This is a genomic window from Sphingopyxis panaciterrae (assembly GCF_011762125.1).
Classification (GTDB): domain Bacteria; phylum Pseudomonadota; class Alphaproteobacteria; order Sphingomonadales; family Sphingomonadaceae; genus Sphingopyxis; species Sphingopyxis panaciterrae.
On sequence record NZ_JAASQN010000001.1, the window covers coordinates 552,255 to 579,216 of the forward strand.

The window sequence follows — 26,962 nt, forward strand, 5'->3', positions numbered from 1 at the left end:
TCCGGATCGAGATACCATGACCCCGCATCCCGCCCCCGAAGCCGGCCCGTTCCTCGGCCGCCTGTCGCTCGAAGCGCTGCCGCTGCACGAACCGATCCTCGTCGCCACCTTTGCCGCTGTCGTCATCGGCGGCCTCGCGGTGCTCGGCCTCATCACCAAATACCGGCTGTGGGGCTGGTTGTGGAAGGAGTGGTTCACCACCGTCGACCACAAGCGGATCGGGATCATGTACATGATCCTCGGCCTGATCATGTTCCTGCGCGGTTTCGCCGACGCGGTGATGATGCGCCTGCAACAGGTGTGGGCGTTCAACGGATCCGAAGGCTATCTCAACGCGCATCATTATGACCAGGTCTTCACCGCGCACGGCGTGATCATGATCTTTTTCGTCGCGATGCCGTTCATCACCGGCCTGATGAACTATATCGTCCCGCTCCAGATCGGGGCGCGCGACGTCAGCTTTCCGTTCCTCAACAATTTCAGCTTCTGGATGACGACCGCGGGCGCGGTGCTGTGCATGGTGTCGCTGTTCATCGGCGAATTCGCGCAGACCGGCTGGCTCGCCTATCCGCCTTTGTCGGGGATCGCCTACAGCCCCAATGTCGGCGTCGATTATTATATCTGGTCGCTGCAGATCGCGGGCGTGGGAACGACATTGTCGGGCATCAACCTGATCGTGACGATCCTGAAGCTGCGCGCGCCGGGCATGGGGCTGATGAAGATGCCCGTCTTCACCTGGACCAGCCTGTGCGCGAACATCCTGATCGTCGCCTCCTTTCCGGTGCTGACCGCGGTGCTCGCGCTGCTGACGCTCGACCGTTATGTCGGGACCAATTTCTTCACCAACGACTTCGGCGGATCGCCGATGATGTATGTGAACCTGATCTGGATCTGGGGTCACCCCGAAGTCTATATCCTCATCCTGCCTTTGTTCGGCGTCTTCTCCGAAGTCACCTCGACCTTCTCGGGCAAGAAGCTCTTCGGCTATACGTCGATGGTCTATGCGACGGTGGTCATCACCATCCTGTCGTACATCGTCTGGCTGCACCATTTCTTCACCATGGGATCGGGCGCCAGCGTCAACAGCTTCTTCGGTATCACGACGATGGTGATCTCGATCCCGACGGGGGCAAAGCTGTTCAACTGGCTGTTCACCATGTACCGCGGCCGCATCCGGTTCGACCTGCCGATGATGTGGACGGTGGCCTTCATGCTGACCTTCGTCGTCGGCGGCATGACCGGGGTGCTGCTCGCGGTGCCGCCCGCCGATTTCGTGCTGCACAATTCGCTGTTCCTGATCGCGCATTTCCACAATGTCATCATCGGCGGCGTCCTGTTCGGCCTGTTCGCGGCGATCAACTATTGGTGGCCGAAGGCCTTCGGCTTCAAGCTCGACGTCTTCTGGGGCAAGATCAGCTTCTGGTGCTGGGTCGTCGGCTTCTGGCTCGCCTTCATGCCGCTCTATGTGCTCGGCCTGATGGGCGTCACCCGCCGCATGCGCGTGTTCGACGATCCCAGCCTGCAAATCTGGTTCGCGATCGCGGCGTTCGGGGCGCTGGTGATCGCGGCGGGGATCGGCGCGATGCTCGTCCAGTTCGGGGTCAGCATCCGGCGGCGCAAGGAACTCGCCGACGACAGCGGCGATCCGTGGGGCGGCCGCACGCTCGAATGGGCGACCAGTTCGCCGCCGCCCGATTATAATTTCGCCTTCACGCCGGTGATCCACGATCTCGACGCGTGGCACGACATGAAGCGGCGCGGGCACCAGCGCCCGGTCACCGGCTTCCGCGATATCCACATGCCCGGCAACACCGGGGCGGGGATCATCCTTGCGGGGTTCAGCCTGGTGATGGGCTTCGCGCTGGTCTGGCACATCTGGTGGCTCGCGGCGCTCGGCTTCGTCGCCACGGTGGGCGGCGCGATCGTCCACACTTTCAACTACAAGCGCGATTTCCACATTCCCGCCGCGACGGTGGTCGCGGTCGAGGACGCGCGCACCCGCCAGCTGGCGGCCGGAGCCTGATCGATGAGCGCCACGACGATCACCACTGCCCCCACCACCATCGACGAGCCCGTCCGCTTCTACGACCTCGACGAGCATGCGCATCCCGAAGGGCATAGCACGATGCTGGGCTTCTGGATCTATCTGATGAGCGACTGCCTCATCTTCGCGATCCTCTTTGCCTGCTATGCCGTGCTCGGCGGCAATTATGCCGCGGGACCGGCGCCGAAGGACCTGTTCGACCTGAAACTGATCGCGCTCAACACCGCGATGCTGCTCTTCTCGTCGATCACCTACGGCTTTGCGGTGCTCCAGATGCAGCAGGGCCGGGTGAAGGGAACACAGCTCTGGCTCGCGATCACCGGGCTGTTCGGCCTCGGCTTCCTGGGGATCGAGCTCTATGAATTCCACCACCTGATCGAGCTCGGCGCGACGCCGCAGCGCAGCGCGTTCCTGTCGGCCTTCTTCACCCTCGTCGGCACGCACGGGCTGCATGTGACCTTCGGCATCGTCTGGCTGGTCACGCTGATGGTCCAGCTCGGCAAGCATGGGCTGGTCGCCGCGAACCGCCGCCGCGTCATGTGCCTGTCGATGTTCTGGCACTTCCTCGACGTCATCTGGATCGGCGTCTTCACCATTGTCTATCTGATGGGAGTGCTGCGATGAGCGCCGACCCGCACCACGCCGCCGACGCGCATCACGAAATCGAGATGCCGCACGCGTCGATGCGCGATTATGCCATCGGGTTCATCCTGTCGGTGATCCTGACCGCCATCCCCTTCTGGCTGGTCATGGAGCGGCCCTTTTCGGCCGGCGCGACCGCGGCGATCATCATGGGCTTCGCGGCGGTTCAGATCGTCGTCCATATGGTCTATTTCCTCCACATGACGCCGAAGGCCGAAGGCGGCTGGTCGATGACCTCGCTGATCTTCACCATCATCGTCGTCGTGATCATGCTCGCGGGGTCGCTCTGGGTGATGCACCACCTCAATACCAATATGATGCCGATGCCGCACGATCCGAGCCAGCTGCCGTGACGCGGCCGCGCCGCGCGGCGCTGGCCGCGGCGGCGCTGGTCGCCTCGGCGGGCCTGGCGGCGCTCGGCGTCTGGCAGGTCGAACGCCGCGCCTGGAAGCATGAGCTGGTCGCGGCGGTCGATGCGCGCATCCATGCGTCGCCCGTCCAGGCGCCCGGTCCCGGCGCCTGGCCGCGCATCGATGCGAAAGGCGACGCCTATCGCCGGATCAGCGCTACTGGCCGCTTCCGCCATGACCGCGCGACGCTGGTGCAGGCGGTGACCGCGCGCGGCGCGGGATATTGGGTCATGACCCCGCTCGAAACGCCCGCCTTCACGCTGCTGGTCAATCGCGGCTTCGTGCCGAAGGACAGGCGCGACCCCATGACCCGCGATGCGGGGAATGTCAGGGGCATCGCGACGGTGACCGGACTATTGCGCGTCACCGAGCCGAAAGGCGGTTTCCTGCGAACCAACGATCCGGCGGGTGACCGCTGGTATTCGCGCGATGTCGCGGCCATCGCCAAGGCGAGGGCGCTGAACAATGTCGCGCCCTATTTCGTCGATGCCGATGCTTCGCCGAATCCCGGCGGCTACCCGGTCGGCGGGCTGACCGTCGTGCGCTTTGCCGACAATCATCTCGTCTATGCGCTGACCTGGTTCGCGCTGTCGCTGCTCGCCGCCTTTTTTGCATGGCGGCTGTGGCATCCGGCGGCGCGCGGGTCCAATATGGCGGACGAATGAGCCAGCCTGTCCTCAACTCGACACCATTGCCGGAGGCCGACGCCGGGCGGCGCAACATGTCGCTGCTGATCCAGCTGCGCTGGCTCGCGGTCGGCGGCCAGCTTGCAACGATCCATGTCGTCGGCGGGATCATGGGGATCGCCTTGCCGCTGGCGCCGTTGCTCGGTGCAATCGCGATGCTGGTCGCGATCAACCTCGTCAGCCTGTTGCTGCTGCGCCGCGGGCGCGCGGTGACCAACATCGAACTGACCGCAACCCTGCTTTTCGACGTCGCGGCGCTCGGCTGGCAGCTCCATCACAGCGGCGGCCTCACCAATCCCTTCGCCTCGCTGTTCCTGCTGCAGGTCGTGATCGGCGCGATCCTGCTTTCGACCCGTTCGTCATGGGCGGTGGTCGCGGCGGCGCTCGCCGCGATCGCCGCGCTGCGTGTCGATCCGACGCCGCTGATCCTGCCCGCCCCTTATGCGAGTGACCCGATGGGGCTGTATCTTCAGGGCAGCCTGGTCTGCTTCGTGCTCATCGCGGTGCTGCTTGTCGCCTTCGTCACCCGGATCAGCCGTAACTTGCGCCAACGCGATGCCGCGCTGGCCGCCAGCCGCCAACGCGCCGCCGAAGAGGATCATATCGTGCGCATGGGCCTGCTCGCGTCGGGGGCGGCGCATGAACTGGGAACGCCGCTGTCGACGCTTTCGGTGCTGATCGGCGACTGGCGGGCGGCGCCGCGCCTCGCGCAGGACAGCGAATTGCAGGAGGATCTCAGCGACATGGAGGCTGCCGTCCGGCGCTGCAAGGCGATCGTCAGCGGCATATTGATGTCGGCGGGCGAAGCGCGCGGAGAAGCACCACAGCTCACCACCATCCGCCGCTTCCTCGGCGATATCGTCGCTGATTCGCAGGCGGTGCGCCGGCCCGGCGCGGTCGAGTTCAACGATCGCTTCGGCCCCGATGTCGCGATCGTGTCGGACCCGGCGCTGCGCCAGGTCATCGGCAACGTCATGGACAATGCGGCCGAGGTGTCGCCCGACTGGACCAGCATTTCGGCATCGCGCGACGGCGATATGGTGGTGATCGAGATCGCCGACGCCGGTCCTGGGTTCAGCGCCGAGATGCTGGAGAATTTCGGCCAGCCCTATCGTTCGACCAAGGGACGCCCGGGCGGCGGGCTGGGGCTGTTCCTCCTCGTCAACGTCGCGCGCAAGCTCGGCGGCGGGGCGAGCGTTGCCAACCGTGACGCGGGGGGCGCGCTCGTGCGTATTTTCCTGCCATTATCGGTGCTGGGGCGACCCGAAGGAGCAGAGGCATGACCGAACCCCGCCGTCTGGTGATCGTCGAGGATGACGAAGCCTTTGCCCGGACGCTGAAACGATCGTTCGAGCGGCGCGACTATGACGTGCGTGTCGCGCATGACCCGGACGAATTGACGGCGCTCCTCGCAAGCTTCCGGCCCGGCTATGCGGTCGTCGATCTGAAGCTCGGCGGGGCTTCGGGGCTTGTCTGCGTGCAGCAGCTGCGCGCCGCCGATGCCGCGATGCGCATCGTCGTACTGACCGGTTTCGCCAGCATCGCGACGGCGGTCGAAGCGATCAAGCTCGGCGCCTCCTATTATCTCGCCAAGCCATCGAACACCGACGATATCGAGGCGGCATTCGGGCGGACCGAGGGCAATACCGAAACCCCGCTCGACGGCCGGCAATCGTCGATCAAGACCGTCGAGTGGGAGCATATCCACCAGACGCTCGTCGAAACCGAATTCAATATCTCCGAAACCGCCCGCCGCCTCGGAATGCACCGGCGCACGCTCGCCCGGAAACTCGAAAAGCGCCAGATCCGCTGATGCCGTGACCTTGTGTCAAAGCGCGTCCGCCGCGTGCTCCAGTTGCGGCGTGAAGGAATCGATATAGGCCTGCCGATCTTCCGCCGACCGCCATGTCGTCGCGCAGGCGCTCAGGACGCGGATATCCGCCAGCCCCATCGCTTCGAACACATGCCGAAGATAGGGCAATTGGAAATCCGTCCGGTCATCCTCGTCCGTCGACGAGCGGGTGAGAATGAGCTGGACGGGCCGATCGCGGAGCAGGCCGATATGCTGGCGCGTTTCGGCATCGAAGCCAAAGGTTCGGCCCGGCTGCATCAGATTGTCGAGATAGCGCTTCATCGCCCAGGGCACCGAATAATTCCACATCGGGCAGGACAGCAGGATTTTGTCCGCCCGATCGAAGTCGCCGATCAGCCGCTCGGTCGCGACCCATGCCCGCTTTCCCTCTGCGGTCTGTGGTTCGCCGAACAGGGGCGCCAGCTTGTGAAAGGCATGGACGGCGCCGAACCCGGGATTGGCGCGGCCGTCGAACACGTCGACGTGGCGAATGTCATGACTGGGATGGCGGACGCGATAGCGTTCGAGAAACCGGGCCGCCAGCTTTCGCGAGTCCGACCGTTCGCCCTTCGGGCTTCCCGAAATATGAAGCACATTCATTATATTATCTCCCTGCCATGCGGCTCCCGGCGGTCGAGGTTGGCGATGACGCGGCGCAGCAGCCGTTCGAGCGCCGTCACCTCGGCTCCCGCGATGCCGTCCGTCGCGAGGATATGGATGTCGCGGGTGACCGAAAGCAGGGCGCTTTCCAGTGCGCGCCCGCGCGGGGTCAGGAAGACCAGCACCTCGCGGCGGTTGCCCGCATTGCGGCGGCGGTCGATCAATCCCTTCTTCTCTAGTTCGCGCAAGGTGACGGCGGCGGTCGCCTCCGACAGCGCCAGCCGTCCCGCGAGCTGGCGCTGGCAGATGCCGTTGCCGTGCCACAATTGCCGCAGGAAGCGCCATTGACCGGGCGATACGCCATGCGCGACGGTCTCCCGCTCCAGCTGCCGCTGGAACGAGCGGAAGGCGCGGCGGGCGAGGTCGTGCAGCGCTTCGTCGGTCCGCGCGCCGCACCCGTCCTTCCGCCGGCCCGCCACGGCCGCGTCAGAAGCCCTTGGTGATTTCCAGCGCGATCGTCCGCGACGGATTGACGAACACCGCCCAGGTCTGCGCGACGAGCGGCACGCCGAACGACTGGCTGAAAGATATTTTGTTCGTCAGGTTGCGGCCGATCAGCGCGATCTCGAGATCGTTCGCCTCCGACGCGATCGCCAGCCGGGCGTCGAGCTTGGTATAGCCCGGCATGATATTGTTGGGGTTGCGATCATCCTGATAGATGGAGGCGCCGGTATAGTCGGCGGCGACGCGGCCGGTCAGCGCCCAGTCCGGCGACACCGGCACCCGGACCTCGGCATAGCTGTTCCATTTCCATTCCGGCGCACGGGTCAGCCGGTATCCCGCAAGGTTCATCGTCGTGCAGCCGGCGGGCGCATTATAGACGCAGGCCGCGCCCGGATAGTCGGTATAATAGGCATCGAGATACGCGAGCGAACCGCCGATCGTCAGGAAATCCGCGACCCGCACCGACATGTCGCCCTCGATCCCGCGTGACCGGGCTTCGGCGGCGTTGCCGGTGGTGAAGGACGAACCGGTGAAGGACGAAACCTGCAAATTGGTGAAATCGGTCGTGAACGCCGCCATGTTGAGGTGGAGGCGATTGTCGAGCAGCCGCAGCTTGGCGCCGACTTCCCATGATTTCGCGCGTTCGGGTTCGAACTCGACCCGGCCGGTGAGGCCGAGGCGGCTGTCGTTCGACACATAACCGCCCCCCTTCGACCCGGTGGCGTAGCTGACATAGACTTGCGCCGCAGGACCGAATTTATAGCTGAGCTTTGCCGAATAATCCCACAATGCCTCGCTGCGCGAGCGGACGAAGACATAGCTGGGATAGGCGAGCACGCCCATTTCGCCGGCAATGCGCGCCTGTTTCGATTCACGGTTGTAGCGCAGGCTGCCGCTGAAGGTCAGCGCGTCGGTCAGGTGCCAATCGACCGCGGCGAAGGGGGAAAGGGCCTCGCTCGTCTGGTGGAAGGGCAAGCGCGCGGTCCCTTGCAACAGCGGGCCGATCGGCGGCGTCAATATCTTGTCGGCGCCGTTCCAGTAGATTTCCTGCAATATATCCGAGCGGGCGTAGAAATAGGAACCGCCGGCGATCAGGTCGACCGGACCGATCGCACCCGAGACGCGGATTTCCTGCGACATTTGTGCGCTGTTTTCGGTGTGGATCGAATCCGAAAAGCGGATCGGGCTGACGTCGATGTCGTTCTGCGTCCGCGCCCGGAGCCGCTGGTAACCCGAGATCGACGACAGCTCGAAGCCGCCGCCGAGGTCGAGCTTGGCGGTCAGCGTCAGGTTGAGATTGTTGGTGCGCGAGAATTCGGGATAGGTCGAACTTTGTGCGCGTTCGAAGGACGGACGCTCGGGCGGTCCGCCGACGGCGGCCGATGCGGCGCGGATCTGGTTGCAGAAGGTGCAGTTGCCGAGACCATTATAGGTCAGGTTGCCGCCCCTGTAATTATTTTCGCCATATTCGGCCTTGAGCAGGATCGAGCCGCCACCGCCCGCGGGTTCGAACAGCAATTGGCCCCGCACGCCGATATTGTTGTTGCTGTTGTCGTCGCGCCCGGTGACGCGATTATACATATAGCCGCCCTCATGCCCCGCCTGGAAGCTGAGCCGCGCGCTGAGGCTGTCGGTCAGCGGCCCCGACACGAAACCGCCGCCGCCATAGCCGCCATTCTCGAACTCGTAGCGGCCGCGCAGCTGGGCCTCGAACTGCCGCGTCGGGGCGCGGCTGATCACGCTGATCGCACCGGCGTTGGTATTCTTGCCGAACAGCGCGCCTTGCGGGCCGCGCACCACCTCGACCCGCGCAACGTCCATCATCGCGGTCTGCATCGATCGCGAGCGCCCCGAATAGACGCCGTCGATGAAGAAGCCGACCGACTGTTCGAACGCGAGGTTGCCGCCGCCCGAACCGAGCCCGCGCATCGACACGACGAAATTGCCGTTGGTCTGGTCGATCTGGAGGTTGGGGACGCTCGACTGAAGGTCGTTGAACTGGCGGATTCCCATCGCTTCCATGCCTTCGCCGCTGATCGCGGCGACCGACAGCGGGACGTCGAGCAGCGTCTGCTCGCGCTTCGTCGCAGTCACGACGATCTCGGCATCCCGGTCGGCGGGTGACGTATCGGTCTGGGCAAAAGCGGTGACCGGAACGGTCAGGCCGGCGAGCAGTAGCGAACGGAACAATATAATCCGGTTCATGTTTCCCTCCCATATCCGGGAGCTCCTTGCCCCGCCTCGAGGCGGATTGTCGGGGAGCTTCCCTGTCGTTGACGTTGTCGTTGCGTTGGCGTTTCTGTTGCAGTCTTGCTTGCGTGGAGCGGCGAATGCGTCGCGGTCAGTAGATCAGCGAATTGGGTTCCATCCCGAGCAGGGCTCGGCCGTGCAGTTCGGAGGCCGCGTCGATGTCGTAGATGACGTGGTTCGACATGACGTTGACGTCGCGCAGGTGCCGCTGCAGCGGGTTGCCGCGCATATGCGCCCCGGCGCCCGCCGCTTCGACCAGCGAGCGGATCGCGCCGCGGCAAATCTCGACCGCGCTCGCGATCTGCATCCGCATGAAGCTGCGCTGCTCGAAATTCGCCGGGACAGGCCCGCCCGCCAGTTCGACATTGCGGTTGACCGCGGCGCGCAGCAGCATCTCGGCGGTCGCGATCTGGACGTTCGCGTGACCGAGGCGCATTTGCGCGGCGGGCTTGTCCGCTTGCTTGTTCGTGCTGCCCGGGATGACCCGTTGCCCAAGCTGCTCGGCGAAGGTCGCGACCGCCGCGCGCCCGATCCCGACCGCGCCGATCGCGGCGGTGACGCCCAGGAACGGCGTCATCGGCTGACGATAGATCGGGTTATCGTAAAGCCGCGCACCATGGCTGGTTCCGGCGCGCATGTCGTTCATGTTCATCGTACGATATTCGGGGATGAAGGCGTCGGCGATGAACAGGTCGTGGCTGCCCGTGCCCTCCATTCCGTCGATGTGCCAGGTGTCGAGCACGACGACCTCGCTCGTTGGCAGCGCACAGAAGAGCGCGCGGCGATCGGGATCGTCGGGAATGGCGCAGGCCACCATCACCCAATCGGAATTCATGACCCCCGTGCCCCATTTCCAGCGGCCCGAAATGCGATAGCCGCCCTCGACCGGGATCGCCTTGCCCGGCGGCGCGGTCACCCCGGGGGCGATCACATAGGGGACATGATCGGCCCCGCCGCCGCCGAATATCTCATCCTGGAATGGCTCGGGGAATTGCGAGAGCATCCAGACATGCTCGACGCAGAAGGCAGCGACCCAGCCGGTCGAGGCGCAGCCCTCGGCGAGCGGCAGCATCGCGTCGAGGAAGCTGTCGACGTTGAACTCGAGCCCGCCATATTTGCGCGGCAGGAAATGATAGAAACAACCTGTTGCCCGGATCGCGTTCCAGACGGCGGGGACGGGGCGGCGTCCTCGCTCGCACTCCGTCGCGTGCCGCGCGAGCAGCGGTTTGAGCGCCGTGGTCCGCCGGACCAGTTCTGTGGGGGTAAGCACCGCCAGCCCGGCGCGCGACAGGAAATCATCTCCGGCCGGGATCGCCGGCTGCACCGTCGGGGGTAATTCCATGTCGGCCACTGCCACAATCTCCTCTCCAGTTCTGAAGGGGAGTTTGTCAGGTAAACTGACAAAGTCAATAGTATTCTAACTATTTCCCTTGGCGCGGCCGCAGGTCCGGAATCGGCCCCCAATCCGTCGCAATTGCGTCATCGAGCGCGCGCAGATGATCCTCCCCGATGCGGGCTTCGAGATGCCGGTGCAGTCCCTTCATGACCGTTTCGGCGGCATGACGCAGCGGCGACGAGTCGGGGTGAAAGGTGATTTTCTGCGCGCGCTTGTCGCGTGGATCGGGTTCGGCGATCAGGACGTTGCGCTCGACCAGCGTCGCGATCAGCTGGCTCATCGACTGGCGCGTGATTCCGAGGTTCGCGGCGAGCCGCGCGGGACGCGTTTCGCCCATCGCGATGTTCGCGAACAGCATCGATTGGGTGCGCGTCGGCGTCGGCCAGCCGTCGCGGCGCAGGTTGGACTGAAGCGCCTCGTCATACCAATAGACCGCTCGCAACAGGTGGATCATGGTCATGGGGTAGCTGGGTGGCTGCGTCATCGGTTGATTTGATCCTTTTTTGGAACCGGCTGGCGATGGACCGGAAAATCTTGTCGAAGATCGCATTTCTTTCCGCCTTCGCCGCAGTATAGGGATTTCGGCGGGGGCGGCGCAACGGGCGCTTAACCTGATGCGCCTACATCTTCCGGATCATGCCGCTACCCTTCGGACTCGATACATTAAGGACCGGCTTCATGCGCCACAGGGTCAAGATTTTCGACGCGGGGTTCATCTTCGTCGTGCTGCTCGCGGTCGGCCTCGTCGCCCTCGAAGTCGACATCATCCTGCATCAGGGCCATGTGACCCAGCACGAACAGACGATCGAACTCGACGAACTGCTGATTCTCGCCACGCTCTTCGTTTCGGGCGCCCTTTTCTACACCTGGCGCCGCGCCCGCGAGCATAAGCGCGAGAATGCGGCGCGGATCGCCGCGGAAGGCGAAGTGCTCCAGCTCGCGCTGCACGACCCGCTCACCGGACTGCCGAACCGCCGCCAGTTCGATCAGGCGCTGAAGGCCGCGCTGGAGGCGGTACCGGCGGCGCCCGAGGCGCATGCGGTGCTGCTTCTCGACCTCAATGGCTTCAAGAAGATCAACGACGTCCACGGCCATCCGGTCGGCGACCAGGTGCTGATCCATGTCGGTCTGCGCTTGCTGAGGGCGGCGCGCGAAGGCGATCTGGTCGCACGCCTCGGCGGCGACGAATTCGTCGTCCTTGCGCGCAATGTCGCGGGCCCCGACGGTGCGGCATCGATCGGCCTGCGGATATTGGAGGGCTTGACCGAACCGGTCGCGATCGGCGGATTGCGGCACCAGGTCGGCGCATCGATCGGCATCGCGCTCGCGCCGCAAGATGGCGTCAATGCCGAAGAATTGCTGCGCAAGGCCGATGTGGCGCTTTACCGCGCAAAGTCCGAGAAGAAATCGGGCCTGCATTTCTTCGAGGAAGCGATGGACGAGCGGCTGCGCGAGCGCGACCGGCTCGAAAAGGCGCTGCTCGCCGATATGGGGGGCGCCGCGTTTCAGCTCTTCTTTCGCCCTGCTGCCGGTGCCGGGGGCGCCGCGGTCGCGCGTTTGGAGGCGCAACTCGTGTGGCGGAGCGCCGAATTCGGCGACCTCGCGCCCGAGCGCTTCGTCCCCGTCGCCGAAGAAGCCGGCGTCCTCGCCGAACTGGTCGAGGGCGCGCTCGCACGCGCCTGCGCCGAGGCGGTGCAATGGCCCGCCACGGTGCGGCTGGCGTATAATCTTCCCGGGCCGCTGCTGCACGACGCCGGCCTTGCCGAGCGCCTGCTGTCGGTCATCGCTGGGACGGGGTTGTCGCCGGCGCGGATCGAACTGGAGATCGACGAAGGCGCGCTGGTGCGCGACACCGCCGCCGCGCACGCGCTGATCGGTCCGCTGCGCGAGGCCGGGGTGGCGGTCGTCGCCGATCATTTCGGGACGGGCTATTCGAACATCCAGAATTTGCAGAAACTCAAGCTCGACGGCGTCAAGATCGACCCCAGTTTCGTCGCTGCGATGGTCGAGGACAGCAAGGCAGCGGCGATGGTGCGGGCGCTGGTTGCGGTCGGTCAGGGCTTCGAGCTGTCAGTGCGCGCCGACGGCGTCCGCACCGCGGCGCAGGAAGCCGCGCTCGCCGCGCAGGGGTGTCAGCTTACCCAGGGCGACCTGTATGGCGGCCCGCTCACCGCCGCACAGGCGCTGGCGGCCGTTCGGGGCGGCGGGACCGGCATGTCAGGCGACTGATTGGAGCGGATTTGATCGTCAGGAAACGACCGGTTGCTGCCCTTCCTTTCATCGTCACCCCGGACTTGATCCGGGGTCCCGCTTGTCCTTGAAAACTGCTGGTGCCCTCAAAAAAAGCGGGATCCCGGGTCAAGCCCGGGATGACGAAGGTGAGTGGAGCTCATGGCAGCTCCCCACCAAAACCGCCGTCTAGAATTGCGCCTTCGCGCTGATCCCGATCGTGCGGACCGAATTATAGCCCCATTGCTGCTGGGTCGACGTGGCGCGGCGCAGCACCTGATCGACATTGTCATAGAAGATCGCGGTGGGGACCAGCTCGTTCGTGCAGTTTTTGCAGAACAGCGCCAGCTCGAACCCCGAATTGAGGCGCACACCGATGCTGGCCCCGAACACATCGGTCGCGCCCAGCGCGGTGGCCGGCGAATTGTTGGCGGAAAAATTGACTGCCGAGCGATGGTTGTAGCTGCCCTCGACAAAGGGCACCGCGCCGCCGGTTTCGGGGAATTCATAAATCGCCTGGACGGTCGAGGTGAAGCGGGCCGACGCGGGCGTACGCAGGCCCGCTGCGTCGAAGGTGCCGTTCGCGCCGCAGTTCGGCTGGCCCAGATAACAGGCCGCGCCGACATAGGAGCGGAACTTCGAATCGAGCCAGGTCGTGCTGGCGTTGATCGTCAGCCCGTTGACCGGCTTGACCACCGCGGTCGCCTCGACGCCCTGCGCGCGGACCCGGCCGGCATTGCCCACCGCGGTGACCCCGGTGCCGACGTTCAGCGCCTGGACCTGGAAATTCTTGAAATCCTCGCGGAACGCCGAAAGATTGAGGCGCAGGCGGCGGTCGAACAGCATTGATTTGATGCCGAATTCGATATCGCCGACGGTTTCGGGCAAGATCGCCAGATCCTGATTCGCGACCGCGAAGGTCGGGTTGAACGATGGCCCCTTATAGCCGCGGCTATAGGTCACATAGCTCATCACATCGGGGGTCAGCTCATATTGGGCGCCCAGCTTCCAGCTGAAATTGGTGGCCTCGAACGTCTGCCGCGCCGGCGGCGTGCGCGGGCCCAGGGTGGTGCCATAGGCGCGGTCATTCTGCCGCGTGTTGATCGTGATATAATCATTGGTCACGCGTCCGCCCGCGATCAGCTGCAGCGTGTCGGTCAGGTGGAGCTGGAACTGGCCGAACGCCGCGAGGCTGCGCAGCGTCTGGCGATAGGTCGCATCGCGGCCGAGCGCATTGGCGACGCCGCTGCCCGCCGAACCCTGTAGCACGGTCGCGGTGTTGAGTTCGGAGTAGAAGCCATAGACGCCGACCTGGCCGTCGATCATCCCGCCCGGCGCGATCGCGAGCCGCAGTTCGTTCGAATATTGGTTATAATTGCTGTCGTTGCGGTTGATGTTGAGCAGATCGGCGCTGGTGCCGTCGCTGTCGATCGAGAGCGACAGGTCAAAGGCGCGCCACGCCGCGATATTGCTCAGCGTCAGCGCGTCGGACAGGACGAAGGTCGAATTGAGCGAGACGCCATAGGTGTTGACGCTGCGATAGCCGTCGGCGTCGGACCCATATTCCAGATTGCCGGGCCCCGCGGTCACGCCGTCGCGCGTTTCGAGCGCTGGCCGGATCAAGCTGCCGGTCGCCGCGACCGAACGATAGCTGCGATCGAAAACGCCGCCGACGCCGCGCTCGCGGCTATAATCGCCGATCAGGTAGAAGCTGGCGCTCGCCGACGGCTCGAACAACAGCTTGGCCTTGACCGCGGTGCGTTCCTGATTGGCGTCGAAGCGCGCGGGCGATCCGGCCACCATGCCGGCGATCGGGCTCTGGTTCGAATGGAGCGCGTTGACGCGCAGACCCAGCGTTTCGGACAGCGGCACATTGACGGTGCCCTTGACGATGATACCCGAACCGTCGCCGGGCACCTTGTCGCGATGGTTCGCCTCCAGGCTGATATGGCCCTCGGTGCGGCTGAGGTTGGGGCGATTGCTGACGATATTGAGCAATCCCGCCGACGCGTTGCGGCCGAACAGCAAGCCCTGCGGCCCCTGCAGCACCTCGACCCGCGCGACGTCGTCGAGGATGCCGTTGCTCATGAACAGCGGTACGCCGAGCGACACTTCGTCGACCGAAACGCCGACGCTTGAATCGATATTCGGGCTGAAAACCATGCTTCCGACGCCGCGGATGCTGAACGAATTGTCGCCGCCGGTCGACAGGCTGGGCGCCGCCAGCGCGAGCTGCGACAGGTCGTTGAGCCGGCGCGAAGCCAGGTCGTCGGCGCTCACCACAACGACGGCGATCGGCACGACCTGGAGATTCTGCCGAGCCCGCTGCGCCGTGACGATGATCTCATCGACCTCATTCTTTTCTGCTGCACCATTCGCGTCGTCTGCGGATTGCGCGAAGGCGGGGGTGGTGGCGAGCAGGGTGGCGGCGGTAGCCAGGATCAACGTCTGCGAAGCGCGCTTTTTCATGATCTTCCTCTCCGGATCGGCTGCTCATGGATGCGGCAGCCCGTTTTCGTCGGCCTCTGCGGGCCGGGCGCTGCTTGCCTCGCCTGCCTCGCTACTGTCAATAAAATTAATTCATTCATTAATGAATATCTTTTATGGGCTGTTTGAGTGCGTCATTCTGCCCAGTTTTTCATGCAAAGGGGTAAGGGATGTTATGGGATATAATGTTCATTTAAGATTTAATGAATATATTGACCAAAGGTCGAGCTTGCTGCACGATGTGGGCTCATTTGCGGAAGCCGCGCCGACGAAGGATGCGGCAATAGGCAGGTCGACGAGTAAAGGGACGTTCGCGCGAAGGTGCGATCAGATCCGTGAAAATGGGAGATGATGATGAAGCGCATGCTGTTCGCGATGCTGTTTTCGACTTCGCTGGCGATCGCGCCCGGGGTCACCGCGCAAACCTCCGTCGCCACCGATGCGGGTCGGGTTGCCGGGGCCACGAACGGCGAGGTCATCATGTTCAAGGGCATCCCCTATGCCGCGCCGCCGGTCGGTCCGCTGCGCTGGAAGGCGCCCGAACCGACGGTGCCATGGACGGGCGTGCGCGATGCCAAAAGCTATGGCAACGCCTGCCCGCAGCTCGAGCGCAAGGAGGCTTGGGCCCAGGTCGGGCCGCAGAGCGAGGATTGCCTGTTCCTCAATGTCTGGCGGCCGAAAAAGCCCGGCAAATATCCGGTGATGGTCTTCCTCCATGGCGGCGGCTTCGTCTATGGCGCCGCAGGTGTGCCGCTGTACGAGGGTTCCGGGCTCGCCGCGCGCGGCGCGGTGGTCGTGACGATGAACTATCGCCTCGGCCGGCTCGGCTATTTCGCGCATCCGGCGCTGACGCGTGAGGACCCGGACGGCCGGCTCGGCAATTATGGCGTCATGGACCAGATTGCGGCGCTGCAATGGGTGAAGCGCAACGTCGCGGCGTTCGGCGGCGATCCCGATAACGTCATGCTGTTCGGCGAGTCCGCCGGGGCAGGCACGGTCCAGATATTGATGGGAGCGCCGGCAGCGGCCGGACTATTCCACAAGGCGGCGTCGCAATCGGGGTCGGGCGGCACGGTGCTGCCGCCGATCCGCGGCGGGGCGATCAATGCCGAAATGGTCGGCCAGAAATTCACCGACGATCTTGGTCTGAAGGACGCCACCGCCGAACAGCTTCGCGCCATTGCGGTGGCGGAGATCATCAAGGGCCGCGCCTTTCCGTTCATCGACGGCAAGGTCGTGACGATGAGCCCCGGCGAATCCTTCTATCAGAACAAGCAGATGCGCATCCCGCTGATCATCGGCTCGAACTCGAATGAATCGAGCCTCGGCGGCATGACCGAAGCGACGGCGAAGATGGTGCTCGGCGCCGCCTTCCCCGAACTTCATGCCGGCTATGTCGCGCTGACCGGCAAGGCGCCCGACGCGGCGGCGGTCGACCTGGCCGAGGGGCTGGGGTTCGTGCTGCCGTCGCTTGCGGTCGCCGACCAACATGCGGCGACGGGCAACAAGGCCTTCGCCTATTTCTTCGACCAGGTGCCGGTCGATCAGCGGGCAACCGCGGCAGGAACCGACCATGGCGGCGAGCTGGAATATCTGTTCGGAAACAAGGCCGCCGAGCATCGCTGGGATGCCGAGGATCTGAAGGTGTCGAAGCAGATGGGCGATTATTGGGTGCGCTTCGCCACGACCGGCGACCCCAATGGCAAGGGCGCGGTGAACTGGTCGGCGGTCACGACCCTGCCCACCAGCTATCTGGTCATCGACGCCAAGCCACATGCGGCGCGGCTGGCCCCGGTCGAGGAACAGGCCAAGGCGGCGGCGATGGCGGCGGCGATCAAGGCATGGACCGCACCGGCGCCCGTGAAGCCGTGACGCACGCCAAATCGAAACGGGAGAGCATATGACCATCACATCGAACCAGCCGACCCGGCGGCAAATCGTCGCGGGTGCGGCGGGCCTTGTCGCGGCCGTCGGCGCCCCCCTGTCCGGCGCCACTCCGGCCGGGGCGCTTGCCACGGCGGGGCGAACCGCGCCGAAGGGCTTCCTCTGGGGCACCGCGATCTCCGCGCACCAGAGCGAGGGCGGCAACACCGCGTCGGATAGCTGGCTGCTCGAAACGAACCGGCCGACCGCCTTCGTCGGCCCGTCGGGCGACGCCTGCGACAGCTATCATCGCTACGAGGAAGATCTCGACATCGCGGCTGGCCTGGAGCTCAACTGCTATCGTTTCGGTATCGAATGGGCGCGGATCGAGCCTGCCGAAGGCATGTTCTCCGAAGCGGCGCTCGATCATTATGCCCGCGTGCTCGAGGCGTGCCGCGCGCGGGGGCTGATGCCGATGGTCACTTATAATCACTTCACCGTGCCCTTGTGGTTCGCGATGCGCGGCGGGTTCGAGGTGGCGGACGGCGCCGACCTGTTCGCGCGCTTCTGCGGCCGCGCGACCGAGCGGCTGGGGCATCTGATCGGCATGGCGACGACGTTCAACGAAGCGAATATCCTGGGGCTGCGCAAGGTGATCCCGCGCTTCGCCAGCGACGCCGCGGCGGAAAACGCTCGTGCGATGATCGCGGCCGCCGCGGCACGGACCAACTCGCCTCAATTCTCCTCGATGCTGTTCGGCGACCCCGACAAGATCGACCAGGTCATGCTCGATGCCCACGCCAAGGGCTATGCCGCAATCAAGGCGGCGCGCCCCGACCTGCCGGTCGGCGTGACGCTGTCGATGCAGGAGATACAAGGCGTCGGCGAGGGCAATCTCGCGGCGCAGGCCGAACAAACCATGTATGGCGGCTGGATCGATGCGGCGCGCCAGTCCGATTTCATCGGCGTCCAGACCTATTCGCGGCTGCGCATCGGGGCGAAAGGGCTGTTGCCGCCGACGCCCGGCGCGCCGCTCACCGACATGGGTTATGAAAATTATCCGCCCGCGGTCGGCCACACGATCCGCTATGCCGCCAAACATATCGGCAAGCCGCTCTACCTGACCGAAACCGGGATCGGCACCACCGACGACGCCGCGCGCGTCGCCTTCATCAAGGCGACGCTGGATGAAGTCAGCAAGTGCATCGACGAGGGGATCGATGTGAAGGGCTATCTCTATTGGTCGCTGCTCGACAATTTCGAATGGACGTCGGGCTATGCCAAGAAATTCGGGCTGGTCGAGGTCGACCGCAAGACCTTCAAACGGACGCTGAAACCGAGCGCGCGTTATCTGGGCATGCGCGCCAAGGCCAACCGGATATGATGGATATCCTCCGCATCGGCGCCGTGCGGTGCGGGGCTTTGGGGGCGGCCGCATTACTGTCGCTCGTTGCCACGGGGGCGAGCGCCGAAGAGGTGGCCGAGCCGCCGGTGGGTATCGTCGAAAACCCCTGCATCGGTGCGCCCGTGCTGCCCGTGGTGGTTCGCGATTATTTCAGGGGCATCATGGATCCCGCGCTGTCGACGGGCGCGGCGATGCCCGCCGCCGAATATGCTGGCTACCGCACCGCCGCCGACGAGCACAAGAAGCGCGACTGGGCCGCCCTCTGCTATTACCGCGCCGACAATGCGCGCGTCGCGGCGTTGCCGCAGGACGAGCGCCGCGTCGTCTATATCGGCGATTCGATCACCGAATTATGGGGCGTCGCGGCCGGGGATTTCTTCCGCGATGGACGGATCAATCGCGGCATCAGCGGTCAGACTGGGGAGGGGATGGTTGTCCGGTTCGTGGCCGACGTTGTCGCATTGAAGCCGCGCATGGTGCATATTCTGGCGGGGACGAACGACATCGCGGGCAATGACGGGGCGCGTTCGGAGCAGGATTTGCGCAATAATATCATAGCGATGGCGAGCATCGCGCGCGCCAATGGCATCGCCGTCGTGCTCGCGTCGCTGCCCCCGGCGGCAGCATTCCCGTGGCGGCCGGGAATCAAGCCGGCGGCGCAGATTCGCGCTCATAATCGCTGGCTTGCCGATTATGCGCGGCAAACGGGCGCCGTTTTCGTCGATTATTACAGCCTGCTCGCGACCGAAGAGGGCGCGATGCAGCCGGCGCTGACCTTTGACGGCGTCCATCTGAACGCCGCCGGCTATCGCAAGATCGAGGCGCTCAGCCGCGCGGCGACGCGCTGAGGCCCGCCGCTAGGGTCAGGACCCATTAATGGCGCGATCGAGGTTTGAAGCGATTTTGCTCAGGGCTAGGAGGCAAGGCGCAGGCATATGTCGATATGTCCAGACTTGCCGACGATGCCATGGGCAAAATCGGTCAAATCCCGCAGGGACGTGCCATTAATGGGTCCTGACCCTAGGCGGGCCGCGTGAGTTCGTCGTAGAGGAAGGTCAGTTCCTCGATATCGCGCTGGATCAGCAGTTCGCTCGTCATCTGGTTGTGACCGGCGCCGTGGCGAACGCGCAGCCGCACGCGCCGCCCCGATGTGCTCGCACCCTCGACCGCGGCGACCATCTTGCGGCTGTGCCACGGCGGGCAGAGATTGTCGTCGGCCCCCGCATCGCAAAGCAGCGCCGGATAGGCGGTGCCGGGCCTGACGTTATGATAGGGCGAATAGGCGTGCATCACCGGCGCGTCGGCGGGATCGTCCGGATTGCCGTAGTCGGCCATGGCGATGCCGAGCGTGGCGGGATCCTTGCGCATCTGCATCAGGTCGAGAATGGGCACCTGCGCGACCGCGGCGCCGAGCAGGTCGGGGCGCTGCGACACCGCGGCGCCGACGAGCAGGCCGCCGTTCGACGTTCCCCAGGCCCCGGTGCGTCCGGGAACCGCGAAGCCGCGTGCGTGCAGATCCTCGATCACCGCATAGAGATCGTCGAACGTCCCCTGTTTGCGGTGCATGCGCCCGGCCTCCCAAAAAGCCTTGTCGCGGTCGCCGCCGCCGCGCAGCTGGGTGTGGACCCAGATGCCGCCCAGTTCGGTCCACGCCGCCGCCATCGCGGTGTAATGCGGGATTTCGGGGACGTTGAACCCGCCATAGCCCATCGCGATCACCGGCGCCGACCCGTCGAGCGGGGTCGAAGCCTTGCGCATCAGCCAATAGGATACCGATCCGTTCGGTCCTGCGGCGTCGAAACGCCGTACGTCGCGGTCGGCCAGCACATGCGCCGGGGCCTCGATCTCTTCGATCGACAGCGTCGCGAGGTCGGCGCGATAGACCGCGGGCCCCTGGTCGAGCCGGCTGTGGACGAAAGTGCAGCCATTGCCGTCGGGCGCGACGATCGGCGCCAGCAGCGCGAGAATATAGCCAAGGCCGAACAGTCCGAAGGCGCCGTCGCCGGGCAGCGGGACATTGCCGACGTCGCGACCCGTGAGGTCGAGCGAACGGAGCCGCATGACGCCATATTCGATCGTCGAGAGCGCAATATAGTCGCCGCACTGGGTGATCGACAGCAGTTTATGGTCTTCGCGTGCGGGAACAAGCTCGCGCCAGCTCGCTTCGTCGGCGAAGCTGTCCAGCGGGATCGCGACAAGCCGGCACCAGCCCGACACATCGTCGGTGATCGCCCAATATTCGTCGCCGACGAAGATGCCCCGGTACATCGCCGTGGCGTCGGGGAGGAAACGGATCCATTCACCGCCGTCCACCCGCCGGATCCAGCGCGGCCGCACCGCGACCTGGCTTGCGTTGATCGCCGCCCAGCGCCCGTCGGCCGACACCACGGGGATGACCATGGGATGATCGAATTCGAGGTTTTGCTGTTCGGCATCGCCCGCCAGCGGTTGCCACCAGATCTGGTTCTGGCCGATGACCTGGCCATCGGCATTTTGGGTGACCGCCATCGTCATGAAATAGAAGCCGCTGTTGTCGGGCATCCAGGCGGCGAAGGGCATGTTGGTGAAGGGGGCGAAATCGTCGCGGACGGTCATGCCGTCGGCGACATTGACGATGCGGTAACTGTGCTCGCCATCCTTGACGATGCCGGCAAAGACCAGCGTGCCATCGGGCGAGGGGTAGGTGCCGGTGATGGTGGCATTGGCGCCGACACCGGCCGGATCGACGATCACGCGGCCCTTGCCGGCCGGACTGTCCGAAACGGTGAGCACGACGCCGGTGCCGCCGGGGGGCAGGATCTTGCGGAACCAGTTGTTGCCGAAGCGTTCGGGCGCGGTGCTCATCATGATGTCTTCGAAGGTCGCGCGCACCGCCGCCGCGACGGCGCCGGCATGGGGCGACGCGGCAAGTTCCTCGACGGTCTGCGCGTTCGCCCGGTTCTGCCACTCGGCGACCTTCGGATCGGCATCGTCCTCGAGCCAGCGGAACGGGTCCCGAACGGGTACGCCGCCAATCACTTCGGTCACGGTCATGACATCATTCTCCTTGCGGGCGAACGGGCCCGGTCAATCAAAACTTGCAAGATCAGCCGCGGATCGCGGCGATCGTGGCGAGGAAGGGGCGGCGCGCCATCGACATCAGGATCGCCGCCAGAATCCATGCCGGCAGGCCGACGATGACCATCGCGGTCAACAATCCGCGCTGCGGGTCGAGCAGCCCCGACATCGCGCCGACCATCATCGGCGCCAGTCCGCCGGCGATGGCGCCGGCGATGCCGAGCAGCGACAACAGGCGCGAGCGCAGATGCGGCGGCGACAATTGCTGCAACACGCCCGGCATCAGCGCGCCGGTGGCGAGCAACAGGGCGACCTGCACGCCGACCGCGGCATAGATCTGCCACGGCTGCCACGCGAACAGCATGACCATCACCGGCAAGGCGGCAATGGACAGCGAGAAGCGTGCCAGGCGCAAGGGTTTGAGGTCGGCATCGCCGCGCAGGACCTTCATGCCGACCGGCGCCATGATCAGGCCGGTGATCGAACCGATTCCCATCGCGATCCCAAGCTGGACCCCGACCGACGAGACGTCGACGCCTGCAAAAGCCCGCGGCATGGCGACGGGAAGCCACGCGCTCACCGCACCGAGCGGGAGGCTGTAGGCAAATATGGCGCCATAGATGCATGCGATCGCCCGCCAATGTTCGCGCAGGAACGGCACGATCTTGTCGAAATCGGCGGCGCGTTCGGACGTGCCGGTGCCGGCCGGATGCCCGCTGTTGCCGGTCATGCGGATCGTCGTGAGCAGGATGACGAACAGGGGGCCGGGTGCTGCGACAAGGATCAGCGCGACGCGCCAGCTGTCCATCCGGGAAAAGATTGCGGGCAGGGCGTCATGATTGCTGGCGAGCAGGTCCAGTGTGAAACCGCCCAGCGCCAGGCCCAGCGCGGCGCCGAGCAGCGCGACCGCGAAAAAGATGAAGTTTGCGGTGTTGCGCTGGCGTTCGGGAAACAGGTCGGGCAGCATCGAGAAAATAACCGGCGTGAGCGCCGCCTCGCCGATCGCGATCCCCGCAGCCGCCGCGAAGATGCCCGAAAAGCTGGTCTGGAAGGCGCAGGCTGCGGTGGAAATCGACCAGACCATGATGCAGCAGCCGAGCACGAGGCGGCGGCCGAAGCGATCCGAAAGCCAGCCGATCGGATAGGCGGCGAGGCTGGCGAACAAGGCGAAGCCAAGCCCCTGCAACAGGCCGAGCTGCAGATCGCTGATGCCAAGGTCGCGTTGCAGCGACGGCGCGATCAGGTTGATGATCTGCCGGTCGACAAAGGCGAACAGGGTGGTGCCGATGAGGATCGCCAGCGCATACCAGGCCGACGCGGGAGCCTTTTCGATGGCGCCCGCGTCCATTTGGTTCGTGCCTGCCGGTAATTCGATGTCGGCGAGGCCCGTCATGACCGGGAGCTCCATATTGCCATTGTCATGCCTTGGCCTTCCTCAAACATCGCCTGTCGTCATCGCTTTAGCAGTTGCAGCGGCCCCGAGGGACCGGGAACAGCTGCAATGCGCCGTGCTGTTGTTCAGGTTGTACCGACATTCAGCCCATGGCGGCCTGCAATGGCGATTTTCCGTGCTTCCGGTGCTCACGTACTGAAGTACGCTGCGCTCCGGGTCGCGAAAAATCACCATTTTCGGCTCACCCTGAACGGACTGTCGATACAAGCTAGAACCGACCGCTGGCGCTGATCCCGATCACGCGCGGGCGCTGTTCGATATCATCGGGAAAGAGCGAAAAGGGCCCAATGATGACCGGCGCATCCTCGTCGAACAGGTTGTTCGCGAACAGCGCGACTTCGACCGGCCCCACACCCACGCCGACGCGCAGGTTGACGAGATCGCGTTTCGGGCGCTCGATGACCTGGACGGGCTGGTTGCGCAGGGTGAACTGCCCCTTGCCCGCGTGCTGATAATCGATGCGGAAGATGCCGGTGACGCTGTCCGAAAGCTGCGGACGATAGTCGAACGAGGCAGACCAGCTGTTGCGCACCGCGGCATCGACCGGATCGCCCACCGCCTTGTCGGCGGACGCTTCGTCGAACTTCAGATTATTCCAGCCATAGGTCGCGGTCAGCGTCAGGTCGCGGACCGGACGCATCGTCGCCGACAGGTCGACGCCCCAGCCCGAGACATGGCCCGAATTATTGATAATCGTGACCACGCCGCCGGGCGCGAAATTGTTCGACTGAACGTCCGACCACTCGCTGCGATAGACGCTGGCGTCGAGGATCAGCTTGTTGCCGAACAGCTGATGCTTGGTCCCCAGTTCATAGGTCCAGATCTTGTCGGGATCATAGGTCAGGGGGACATCGATGATGCCGCCGCCGGCCGAGGTCTGGTTGAAGCCGCCGCTGCGGAAGCCCTTGGCGACATTGGCATAGACCATGGAATCGGGCGTGAATTCATAGCTCAGATTGACCCGCGGGTTGACCGTCTCGAACGTCGCATCGCCGGTATCGGGCGAGGTGAGGCCGAAGTTGGTGCTGAGCACATCGCGCCTTTTCCGCTCGCGATAATAGCGCACGCCGACGATCGCCCTGAGCTGGGGGGTGAAGGCATAATTGGCCTCGCCATAGAGGGTGAAGGCTTTATTCTTGCGAACGTCATCGCTGGCGATGATCGCAAAGGGGAGGGTGCCCGGCGCGGTGAATGTTCCGCCATATTGGTGGATGTTCAGACTATTATAGGACGCGCCGACCTGCCAGCCGAACGGACCCTCGCTTTGCGATGCCAGCCGGATTTCGCTGTTGAATATTTCATAGTCGGTCGTCGCGACGATTCCGATCCGGTCGATGAAGCCGGCGGGGAAGCCGAAACCGTCCACGAGGACCGGCACAAAGGCATCCGACAGGTCGAATTGCGTCACATTGCGGCGATCGATCCAGCTGGCCGACGTGCTGAGTTCGGCGAAATCAAGGTCATAGCCGATCTTTCCCTGAACCAGCGTATAGCGATCCCGGAGCGGGGAAGGGAGGATGGAATTCGTCTGACGATGGGTGCCGCTGTCCTGATTGGCCTGGTCGGTTTTCTGGTAGAGGCCGAGGAGCGACAGCGAAAAACGGTCGGTCGGCTGTAACAGGAAGCTGCCGCGCACCGTATAGATGTCGGCCGAGTTGATATTGTTTTCGCCGGTCGTGACATTGTCGATGAAGCCGCCGACGCGTTCATAGCCGGCGACAAGGCGGATGCCCGCGACGCCGGTGGTCAGCGGCAGGTTCAGAACGCCCACCGCCTTGTAATTGCTCGCGCCATATCGCGTGGTCGAATATTCGCCGTCGAACGACCCGCTCACGTCGTCGAGCCGGGGCGCGGCGGGAATATAGCGGATGGTGCCGCCCATCGATCCCTGCCCATAAAGCGTTGCCTGCGGCCCGCGCAGGACCTCGACCCGTTCGAGGTCGAGCAGGCGAACGTTGAAACCCTCGGTCGAGGCGTCGAGCGAGAGCGGGGTTTCGTCGAAATAGACACCCACCGTCGACGAGCCGATGGTGGTCGAGATGCCGCGCAGCTGGACGGTCGATCGGCCGACGCCGGTTTCATACATGGAAAAGCCCGGGACCGAATATTGCAGATCCTTCAGGTCTGTCGCGCCGCGTGAGGCGAGTTCGTCGCCGCTCACCGCGCTGACCGACAAGGGAACGTCCTGCAGCCGCTGCTTGTAACGTTGTGCGGTGACGATGATGTCACCGCTCTGGCTTTCCGCACCTTCGCCGGCGCCGGCGCGCGCCGCATCCTGCGCATAGGCCGCCGCCGGAAGCATTGCCGTGCCGGCCATCAATGCCACGATCCATCTGTTCATACTGCAACTCCCACCCTGTTTCGTATAAAAATACATATATGTATAAATCACTTGCCTGCGGCCAACCGTTCGGCGGCCCATTGGTCGAGGCTTTGTTCGAGCACCGTTATCGGCAGCGCGCCCTGATCGAGAATCGCTTCATGGAAGTCGGCGAGGTCGAACTTCGGCCCCAGCGCGGCTTCGGCCCTGGCGCGCAATTCGCGGAATTTCAGGCAGCCCCAGCGATAGCAGAGCGCCTGCCCGGGAAGGTCGGTCGCATAGCGCAAGATGTCGCTGGTCACCTGTTCGGGCTTTTCGAGCGTGTTGGCGCTCATATAGGCGTGGGCTTCCTCCAGCGTCCAGCCGAGCGCATTGAGCCCGGTGTCGACCACCAGCCGCTGCGCGACGAAGCGCTGGTGCGACAGGAAGCCGTAATAATCATACGGATCGTCGAACAGCCCGGCCTCTTCGCCCAGCCCCGACGCATATTCGGCCCAGCCTTCGTTGAAGGCGGTCGAAATGGGGAGGTTGCGGCGAATTTCGGGAAGCGCCGCATTTTCCTGCTGGCGCGAAAGATGGACATGATGGCCCGGGACCAGCTCATGGAAAATCAGCGCGGCGGCGTTCATCTGCATCCGGTCGGGAATGCCGTTGCCGCTGTAATAATAGATGCCGTCGGCGCCATCCTCGGGCGGCGCGGCATAATAGCCGAACGTCATTCCGGCTTCGAGTTCGAGCGGCAGGCGCTTCACGACCCCTCTGGCGCGCGGCGCCTTGCGGAACATCCGCGCAAAGACCGGTTTCATGCGGTCGAGGTGGCGGTTGTAGGTCGCCTCGAGCGCCTCGGGGCTCGATGCCATCGCCTTGGGATCGTGCCGCAATTGCTCGTGGAACGCGGCTTCGTCGCCGTCATGGCCGAACCGCTCGCTCCGGACGCGCGCCATCTCGGCCGCGAGCATCGCGACCTCGTTAAGACCGGTCCGGTGAATATCGGCGGGATCGCCGTCGAAGCCGAGGTGATAGCGCAGCCACAGCCGGTAGGCGTCCGCCCCGCCGGGCTGGTGCATCAGGCCGGCGGCTTCGGGCGCCGCCGCCTCATAATCGGGGCCGATCGCGGCGAGCAGGCGGCCGAAGGCGGGTTTCAGCCGCTCCTCGACGATCGCCGTCACCGCCGCCCGCGTTTCGCCGCCGGCGGTCCGGTCGTCGGCCAGCAGCACCGCCGCAACCGCCATCGATGCATTGCCTTCGAGCGCCCGGCGGGCGCCGGGCAGCGCCGGCCTGGGCAGCCGCCAGCCGCGCCCCGCCTGCGCCTCGACCCGCTCGCGCAGCGCGTCGACCGAAGCGCTGAAACCGGCGGCGAGCCGCAGATAGCGCGCGGCCTCGTCCGGATCTGCAAGGTCGATGGGCGGGAACAGCATTTTCGGGATCATCGACAGGAAAAGACCCGAATAGGGCGCGATGCCGAAACTGGTCCACCAGCGCTGCGGCGCGTCGATTTCGGTGTCGAGCAGATTGCCCAGAAACGCGGCGGTCATCCGGTCGGTGCGGTCCAGCCCCGACACGTCGATGGCGTCGAGCCGATCGCGCCGGGCGCGGGCATCGGCCGCCGCCGCCTCCGCTTCGGCCAGGTCGCCGCATCCGAATGCCGCGACCTTCCGGCCCGCAGCGAGGGCGATATAGGGGTCGCGATCGAGAAGCGCTTCCCAGCTTTCGTCGACGAGCGCGTCGAGCGCCCTTTTTTGCTCGCAGTCGTTCTGCACGTCC

20 protein-coding genes are annotated in these 26,962 nt (G+C 64.9%); 10 read left to right on the forward strand and 10 right to left on the reverse strand.

What is annotated here, in order from left to right:
* The first annotated feature begins 16 nt into the window (after window positions 1–16).
* Genes cyoB through FHR22_RS02510 form a run of 6 tightly spaced genes read left to right on the forward strand, consistent with a single transcriptional unit; the run spans window position 17 to window position 5,595 of the window.
* Window positions 17–2,023: a cytochrome o ubiquinol oxidase subunit I gene (cyoB, locus tag FHR22_RS02485; RefSeq protein WP_166938556.1), complete on the forward strand. Its 2,007-nt coding sequence runs from the start codon at window positions 17–19 to the stop codon at window positions 2,021–2,023.
* Between the two features lie 3 nt (window positions 2,024–2,026).
* A complete protein-coding gene (gene cyoC / locus FHR22_RS02490) occupies window positions 2,027–2,668 on the forward strand; it encodes a cytochrome o ubiquinol oxidase subunit III (RefSeq protein ID WP_166938558.1) in 642 nt (213 codons plus the stop codon).
* The gene (cyoD, locus tag FHR22_RS02495; protein ID WP_166938560.1) at window positions 2,665–3,039 is read left to right on the forward strand and encodes a cytochrome o ubiquinol oxidase subunit IV; all 375 of its coding nucleotides are present in this window, start codon (window positions 2,665–2,667) and stop codon (window positions 3,037–3,039) included. The genes cyoC and cyoD overlap by 4 nt, the downstream gene beginning before the upstream one ends.
* Window positions 3,036–3,761 carry an SURF1 family cytochrome oxidase biogenesis protein gene (locus FHR22_RS02500; RefSeq protein WP_166938562.1) on the forward strand — a complete coding sequence of 242 codons (726 nt, stop codon included), beginning with the start codon at window positions 3,036–3,038 and terminating at the stop codon, window positions 3,759–3,761. The genes cyoD and FHR22_RS02500 overlap by 4 nt, the downstream gene beginning before the upstream one ends.
* Window positions 3,758–5,065, forward strand: a complete 1,308-nt coding sequence (locus FHR22_RS02505) for an ATP-binding protein (RefSeq protein ID WP_166938564.1) — start codon at window positions 3,758–3,760, stop codon at window positions 5,063–5,065. Before FHR22_RS02500 ends, FHR22_RS02505 begins: the two co-directional genes overlap by 4 nt.
* Window positions 5,062–5,595 (forward strand): response regulator transcription factor, encoded by a 534-nt coding sequence (locus FHR22_RS02510; protein ID WP_166938566.1) that lies wholly within the window; start codon window positions 5,062–5,064, stop codon window positions 5,593–5,595. Before FHR22_RS02505 ends, FHR22_RS02510 begins: the two co-directional genes overlap by 4 nt.
* A gap of 15 nt (window positions 5,596–5,610) precedes the next feature.
* Here the strand turns inward: FHR22_RS02510 and FHR22_RS02515 are convergent, their stop codons facing one another.
* The 5 genes from FHR22_RS02515 to FHR22_RS02535 form a co-directional block, all read right to left on the reverse strand.
* Window positions 5,611–6,234 carry an FMN-dependent NADH-azoreductase gene (locus tag FHR22_RS02515; RefSeq protein ID WP_166938568.1) on the reverse strand — a complete coding sequence of 208 codons (624 nt, stop codon included), beginning with the start codon at window positions 6,232–6,234 and terminating at the stop codon, window positions 5,611–5,613.
* Entirely contained in the window at window positions 6,234–6,713 is a 480-nt protein-coding gene (locus tag FHR22_RS02520) for a MarR family transcriptional regulator (RefSeq protein WP_166938571.1), read from the reverse strand. Before FHR22_RS02520 ends, FHR22_RS02515 begins: the two co-directional genes overlap by 1 nt.
* Window positions 6,714–6,720: 7 nt before the next feature.
* Complete coding sequence (locus FHR22_RS02525) at window positions 6,721–8,943, reverse strand: TonB-dependent receptor (protein WP_166938573.1); 2,223 nt, start codon at window positions 8,941–8,943, stop codon at window positions 6,721–6,723.
* 136 nt (window positions 8,944–9,079) lie between these two features.
* Window positions 9,080–10,345, reverse strand: coding sequence for an acyl-CoA dehydrogenase family protein (locus tag FHR22_RS22625; RefSeq protein WP_166938575.1), 1,266 nt, complete (start codon window positions 10,343–10,345; stop codon window positions 9,080–9,082).
* A 64-nt stretch (window positions 10,346–10,409) separates the two neighbouring features.
* Entirely contained in the window at window positions 10,410–10,868 is a 459-nt protein-coding gene (locus FHR22_RS02535) for a MarR family winged helix-turn-helix transcriptional regulator (RefSeq protein ID WP_166938578.1), read from the reverse strand.
* A gap of 194 nt (window positions 10,869–11,062) precedes the next feature.
* Here FHR22_RS02535 and FHR22_RS02540 point away from each other — a divergent pair, with 194 nt between their 5' ends.
* On the forward strand, window positions 11,063–12,613 hold the full coding sequence (locus FHR22_RS02540) for a putative bifunctional diguanylate cyclase/phosphodiesterase (protein ID WP_166938580.1): 1,551 nt from the start codon (window positions 11,063–11,065) through the stop codon (window positions 12,611–12,613).
* A 189-nt stretch (window positions 12,614–12,802) separates the two neighbouring features.
* Here FHR22_RS02540 and FHR22_RS02545 read toward each other — a convergent pair whose 3' ends face one another.
* A complete protein-coding gene (locus FHR22_RS02545; protein WP_166938583.1) occupies window positions 12,803–15,082 on the reverse strand; it encodes a TonB-dependent receptor in 2,280 nt (759 codons plus the stop codon).
* A 372-nt stretch (window positions 15,083–15,454) separates the two neighbouring features.
* Here FHR22_RS02545 and FHR22_RS02550 point away from each other — a divergent pair, with 372 nt between their 5' ends.
* The 3 genes from FHR22_RS02550 to FHR22_RS02560 are packed head-to-tail and all read left to right on the forward strand — an operon-like array spanning window position 15,455 to window position 19,216.
* Complete coding sequence (locus FHR22_RS02550; protein WP_166938585.1) at window positions 15,455–16,972, forward strand: carboxylesterase/lipase family protein; 1,518 nt, start codon at window positions 15,455–15,457, stop codon at window positions 16,970–16,972.
* A gap of 28 nt (window positions 16,973–17,000) precedes the next feature.
* Window positions 17,001–18,347, forward strand: coding sequence for a glycoside hydrolase family 1 protein (locus tag FHR22_RS02555; protein ID WP_166938588.1), 1,347 nt, complete (start codon window positions 17,001–17,003; stop codon window positions 18,345–18,347).
* On the forward strand, window positions 18,344–19,216 hold the full coding sequence (locus FHR22_RS02560; RefSeq protein ID WP_166938590.1) for a GDSL-type esterase/lipase family protein: 873 nt from the start codon (window positions 18,344–18,346) through the stop codon (window positions 19,214–19,216). The genes FHR22_RS02555 and FHR22_RS02560 overlap by 4 nt, the downstream gene beginning before the upstream one ends.
* Before the next feature lie 172 nt (window positions 19,217–19,388).
* Here the strand turns inward: FHR22_RS02560 and FHR22_RS02565 are convergent, their stop codons facing one another.
* From FHR22_RS02565 to FHR22_RS02580, 4 genes are all read right to left on the reverse strand, one after another.
* Window positions 19,389–21,401: a prolyl oligopeptidase family serine peptidase gene (locus tag FHR22_RS02565; protein ID WP_166938593.1), complete on the reverse strand. Its 2,013-nt coding sequence runs from the start codon at window positions 21,399–21,401 to the stop codon at window positions 19,389–19,391.
* 52 nt (window positions 21,402–21,453) lie between these two features.
* Complete coding sequence (locus FHR22_RS02570; RefSeq protein ID WP_166938595.1) at window positions 21,454–22,818, reverse strand: MFS transporter; 1,365 nt, start codon at window positions 22,816–22,818, stop codon at window positions 21,454–21,456.
* 268 nt (window positions 22,819–23,086) lie between these two features.
* Window positions 23,087–25,219 (reverse strand): TonB-dependent receptor, encoded by a 2,133-nt coding sequence (locus tag FHR22_RS02575; protein ID WP_166938598.1) that lies wholly within the window; start codon window positions 25,217–25,219, stop codon window positions 23,087–23,089.
* Window positions 25,220–25,266: 47 nt separating this feature from the next.
* Window positions 25,267–26,958, reverse strand: a complete 1,692-nt coding sequence (locus FHR22_RS02580; protein WP_166938600.1) for a DUF885 family protein — start codon at window positions 26,956–26,958, stop codon at window positions 25,267–25,269.
* Between the last annotated feature and the right edge of the window lie 4 nt (window positions 26,959–26,962).

What these genes read in the sequence shown, in the direction of transcription:
- cyoC (WP_166938558.1), top strand. Translation starts at nt 2,027, where the DNA reads ATGAGCGCCACGACGATCACCACTGCCCCCACCACCATCGACGAGCCC.
- FHR22_RS02545 (WP_166938583.1), bottom strand. Translation starts at nt 15,082, where the DNA reads ATGAAAAAGCGCGCTTCGCAGACGTTGATCCTGGCTACCGCCGCCACC.
- FHR22_RS02535 (WP_166938578.1), bottom strand. Translation starts at nt 10,868, where the DNA reads ATGACGCAGCCACCCAGCTACCCCATGACCATGATCCACCTGTTGCGA.
- cyoB (WP_166938556.1), top strand. Translation starts at nt 17, where the DNA reads ATGACCCCGCATCCCGCCCCCGAAGCCGGCCCGTTCCTCGGCCGCCTG.
- FHR22_RS02570 (WP_166938595.1), bottom strand. Translation starts at nt 22,818, where the DNA reads ATGACGGGCCTCGCCGACATCGAATTACCGGCAGGCACGAACCAAATG.
- FHR22_RS02510 (WP_166938566.1), top strand. Translation starts at nt 5,062, where the DNA reads ATGACCGAACCCCGCCGTCTGGTGATCGTCGAGGATGACGAAGCCTTT.
- FHR22_RS02540 (WP_166938580.1), top strand. Translation starts at nt 11,063, where the DNA reads ATGCGCCACAGGGTCAAGATTTTCGACGCGGGGTTCATCTTCGTCGTG.
- FHR22_RS02555 (WP_166938588.1), top strand. Translation starts at nt 17,001, where the DNA reads ATGACCATCACATCGAACCAGCCGACCCGGCGGCAAATCGTCGCGGGT.
- FHR22_RS02560 (WP_166938590.1), top strand. Translation starts at nt 18,344, where the DNA reads ATGATGGATATCCTCCGCATCGGCGCCGTGCGGTGCGGGGCTTTGGGG.
- FHR22_RS02505 (WP_166938564.1), top strand. Translation starts at nt 3,758, where the DNA reads ATGAGCCAGCCTGTCCTCAACTCGACACCATTGCCGGAGGCCGACGCC.
- FHR22_RS02565 (WP_166938593.1), bottom strand. Translation starts at nt 21,401, where the DNA reads ATGACCGTGACCGAAGTGATTGGCGGCGTACCCGTTCGGGACCCGTTC.
- FHR22_RS02575 (WP_166938598.1), bottom strand. Translation starts at nt 25,219, where the DNA reads ATGAACAGATGGATCGTGGCATTGATGGCCGGCACGGCAATGCTTCCG.
- cyoD (WP_166938560.1), top strand. Translation starts at nt 2,665, where the DNA reads ATGAGCGCCGACCCGCACCACGCCGCCGACGCGCATCACGAAATCGAG.
- FHR22_RS02515 (WP_166938568.1), bottom strand. Translation starts at nt 6,234, where the DNA reads ATGAATGTGCTTCATATTTCGGGAAGCCCGAAGGGCGAACGGTCGGAC.
- FHR22_RS02550 (WP_166938585.1), top strand. Translation starts at nt 15,455, where the DNA reads ATGAAGCGCATGCTGTTCGCGATGCTGTTTTCGACTTCGCTGGCGATC.
- FHR22_RS02525 (WP_166938573.1), bottom strand. Translation starts at nt 8,943, where the DNA reads ATGAACCGGATTATATTGTTCCGTTCGCTACTGCTCGCCGGCCTGACC.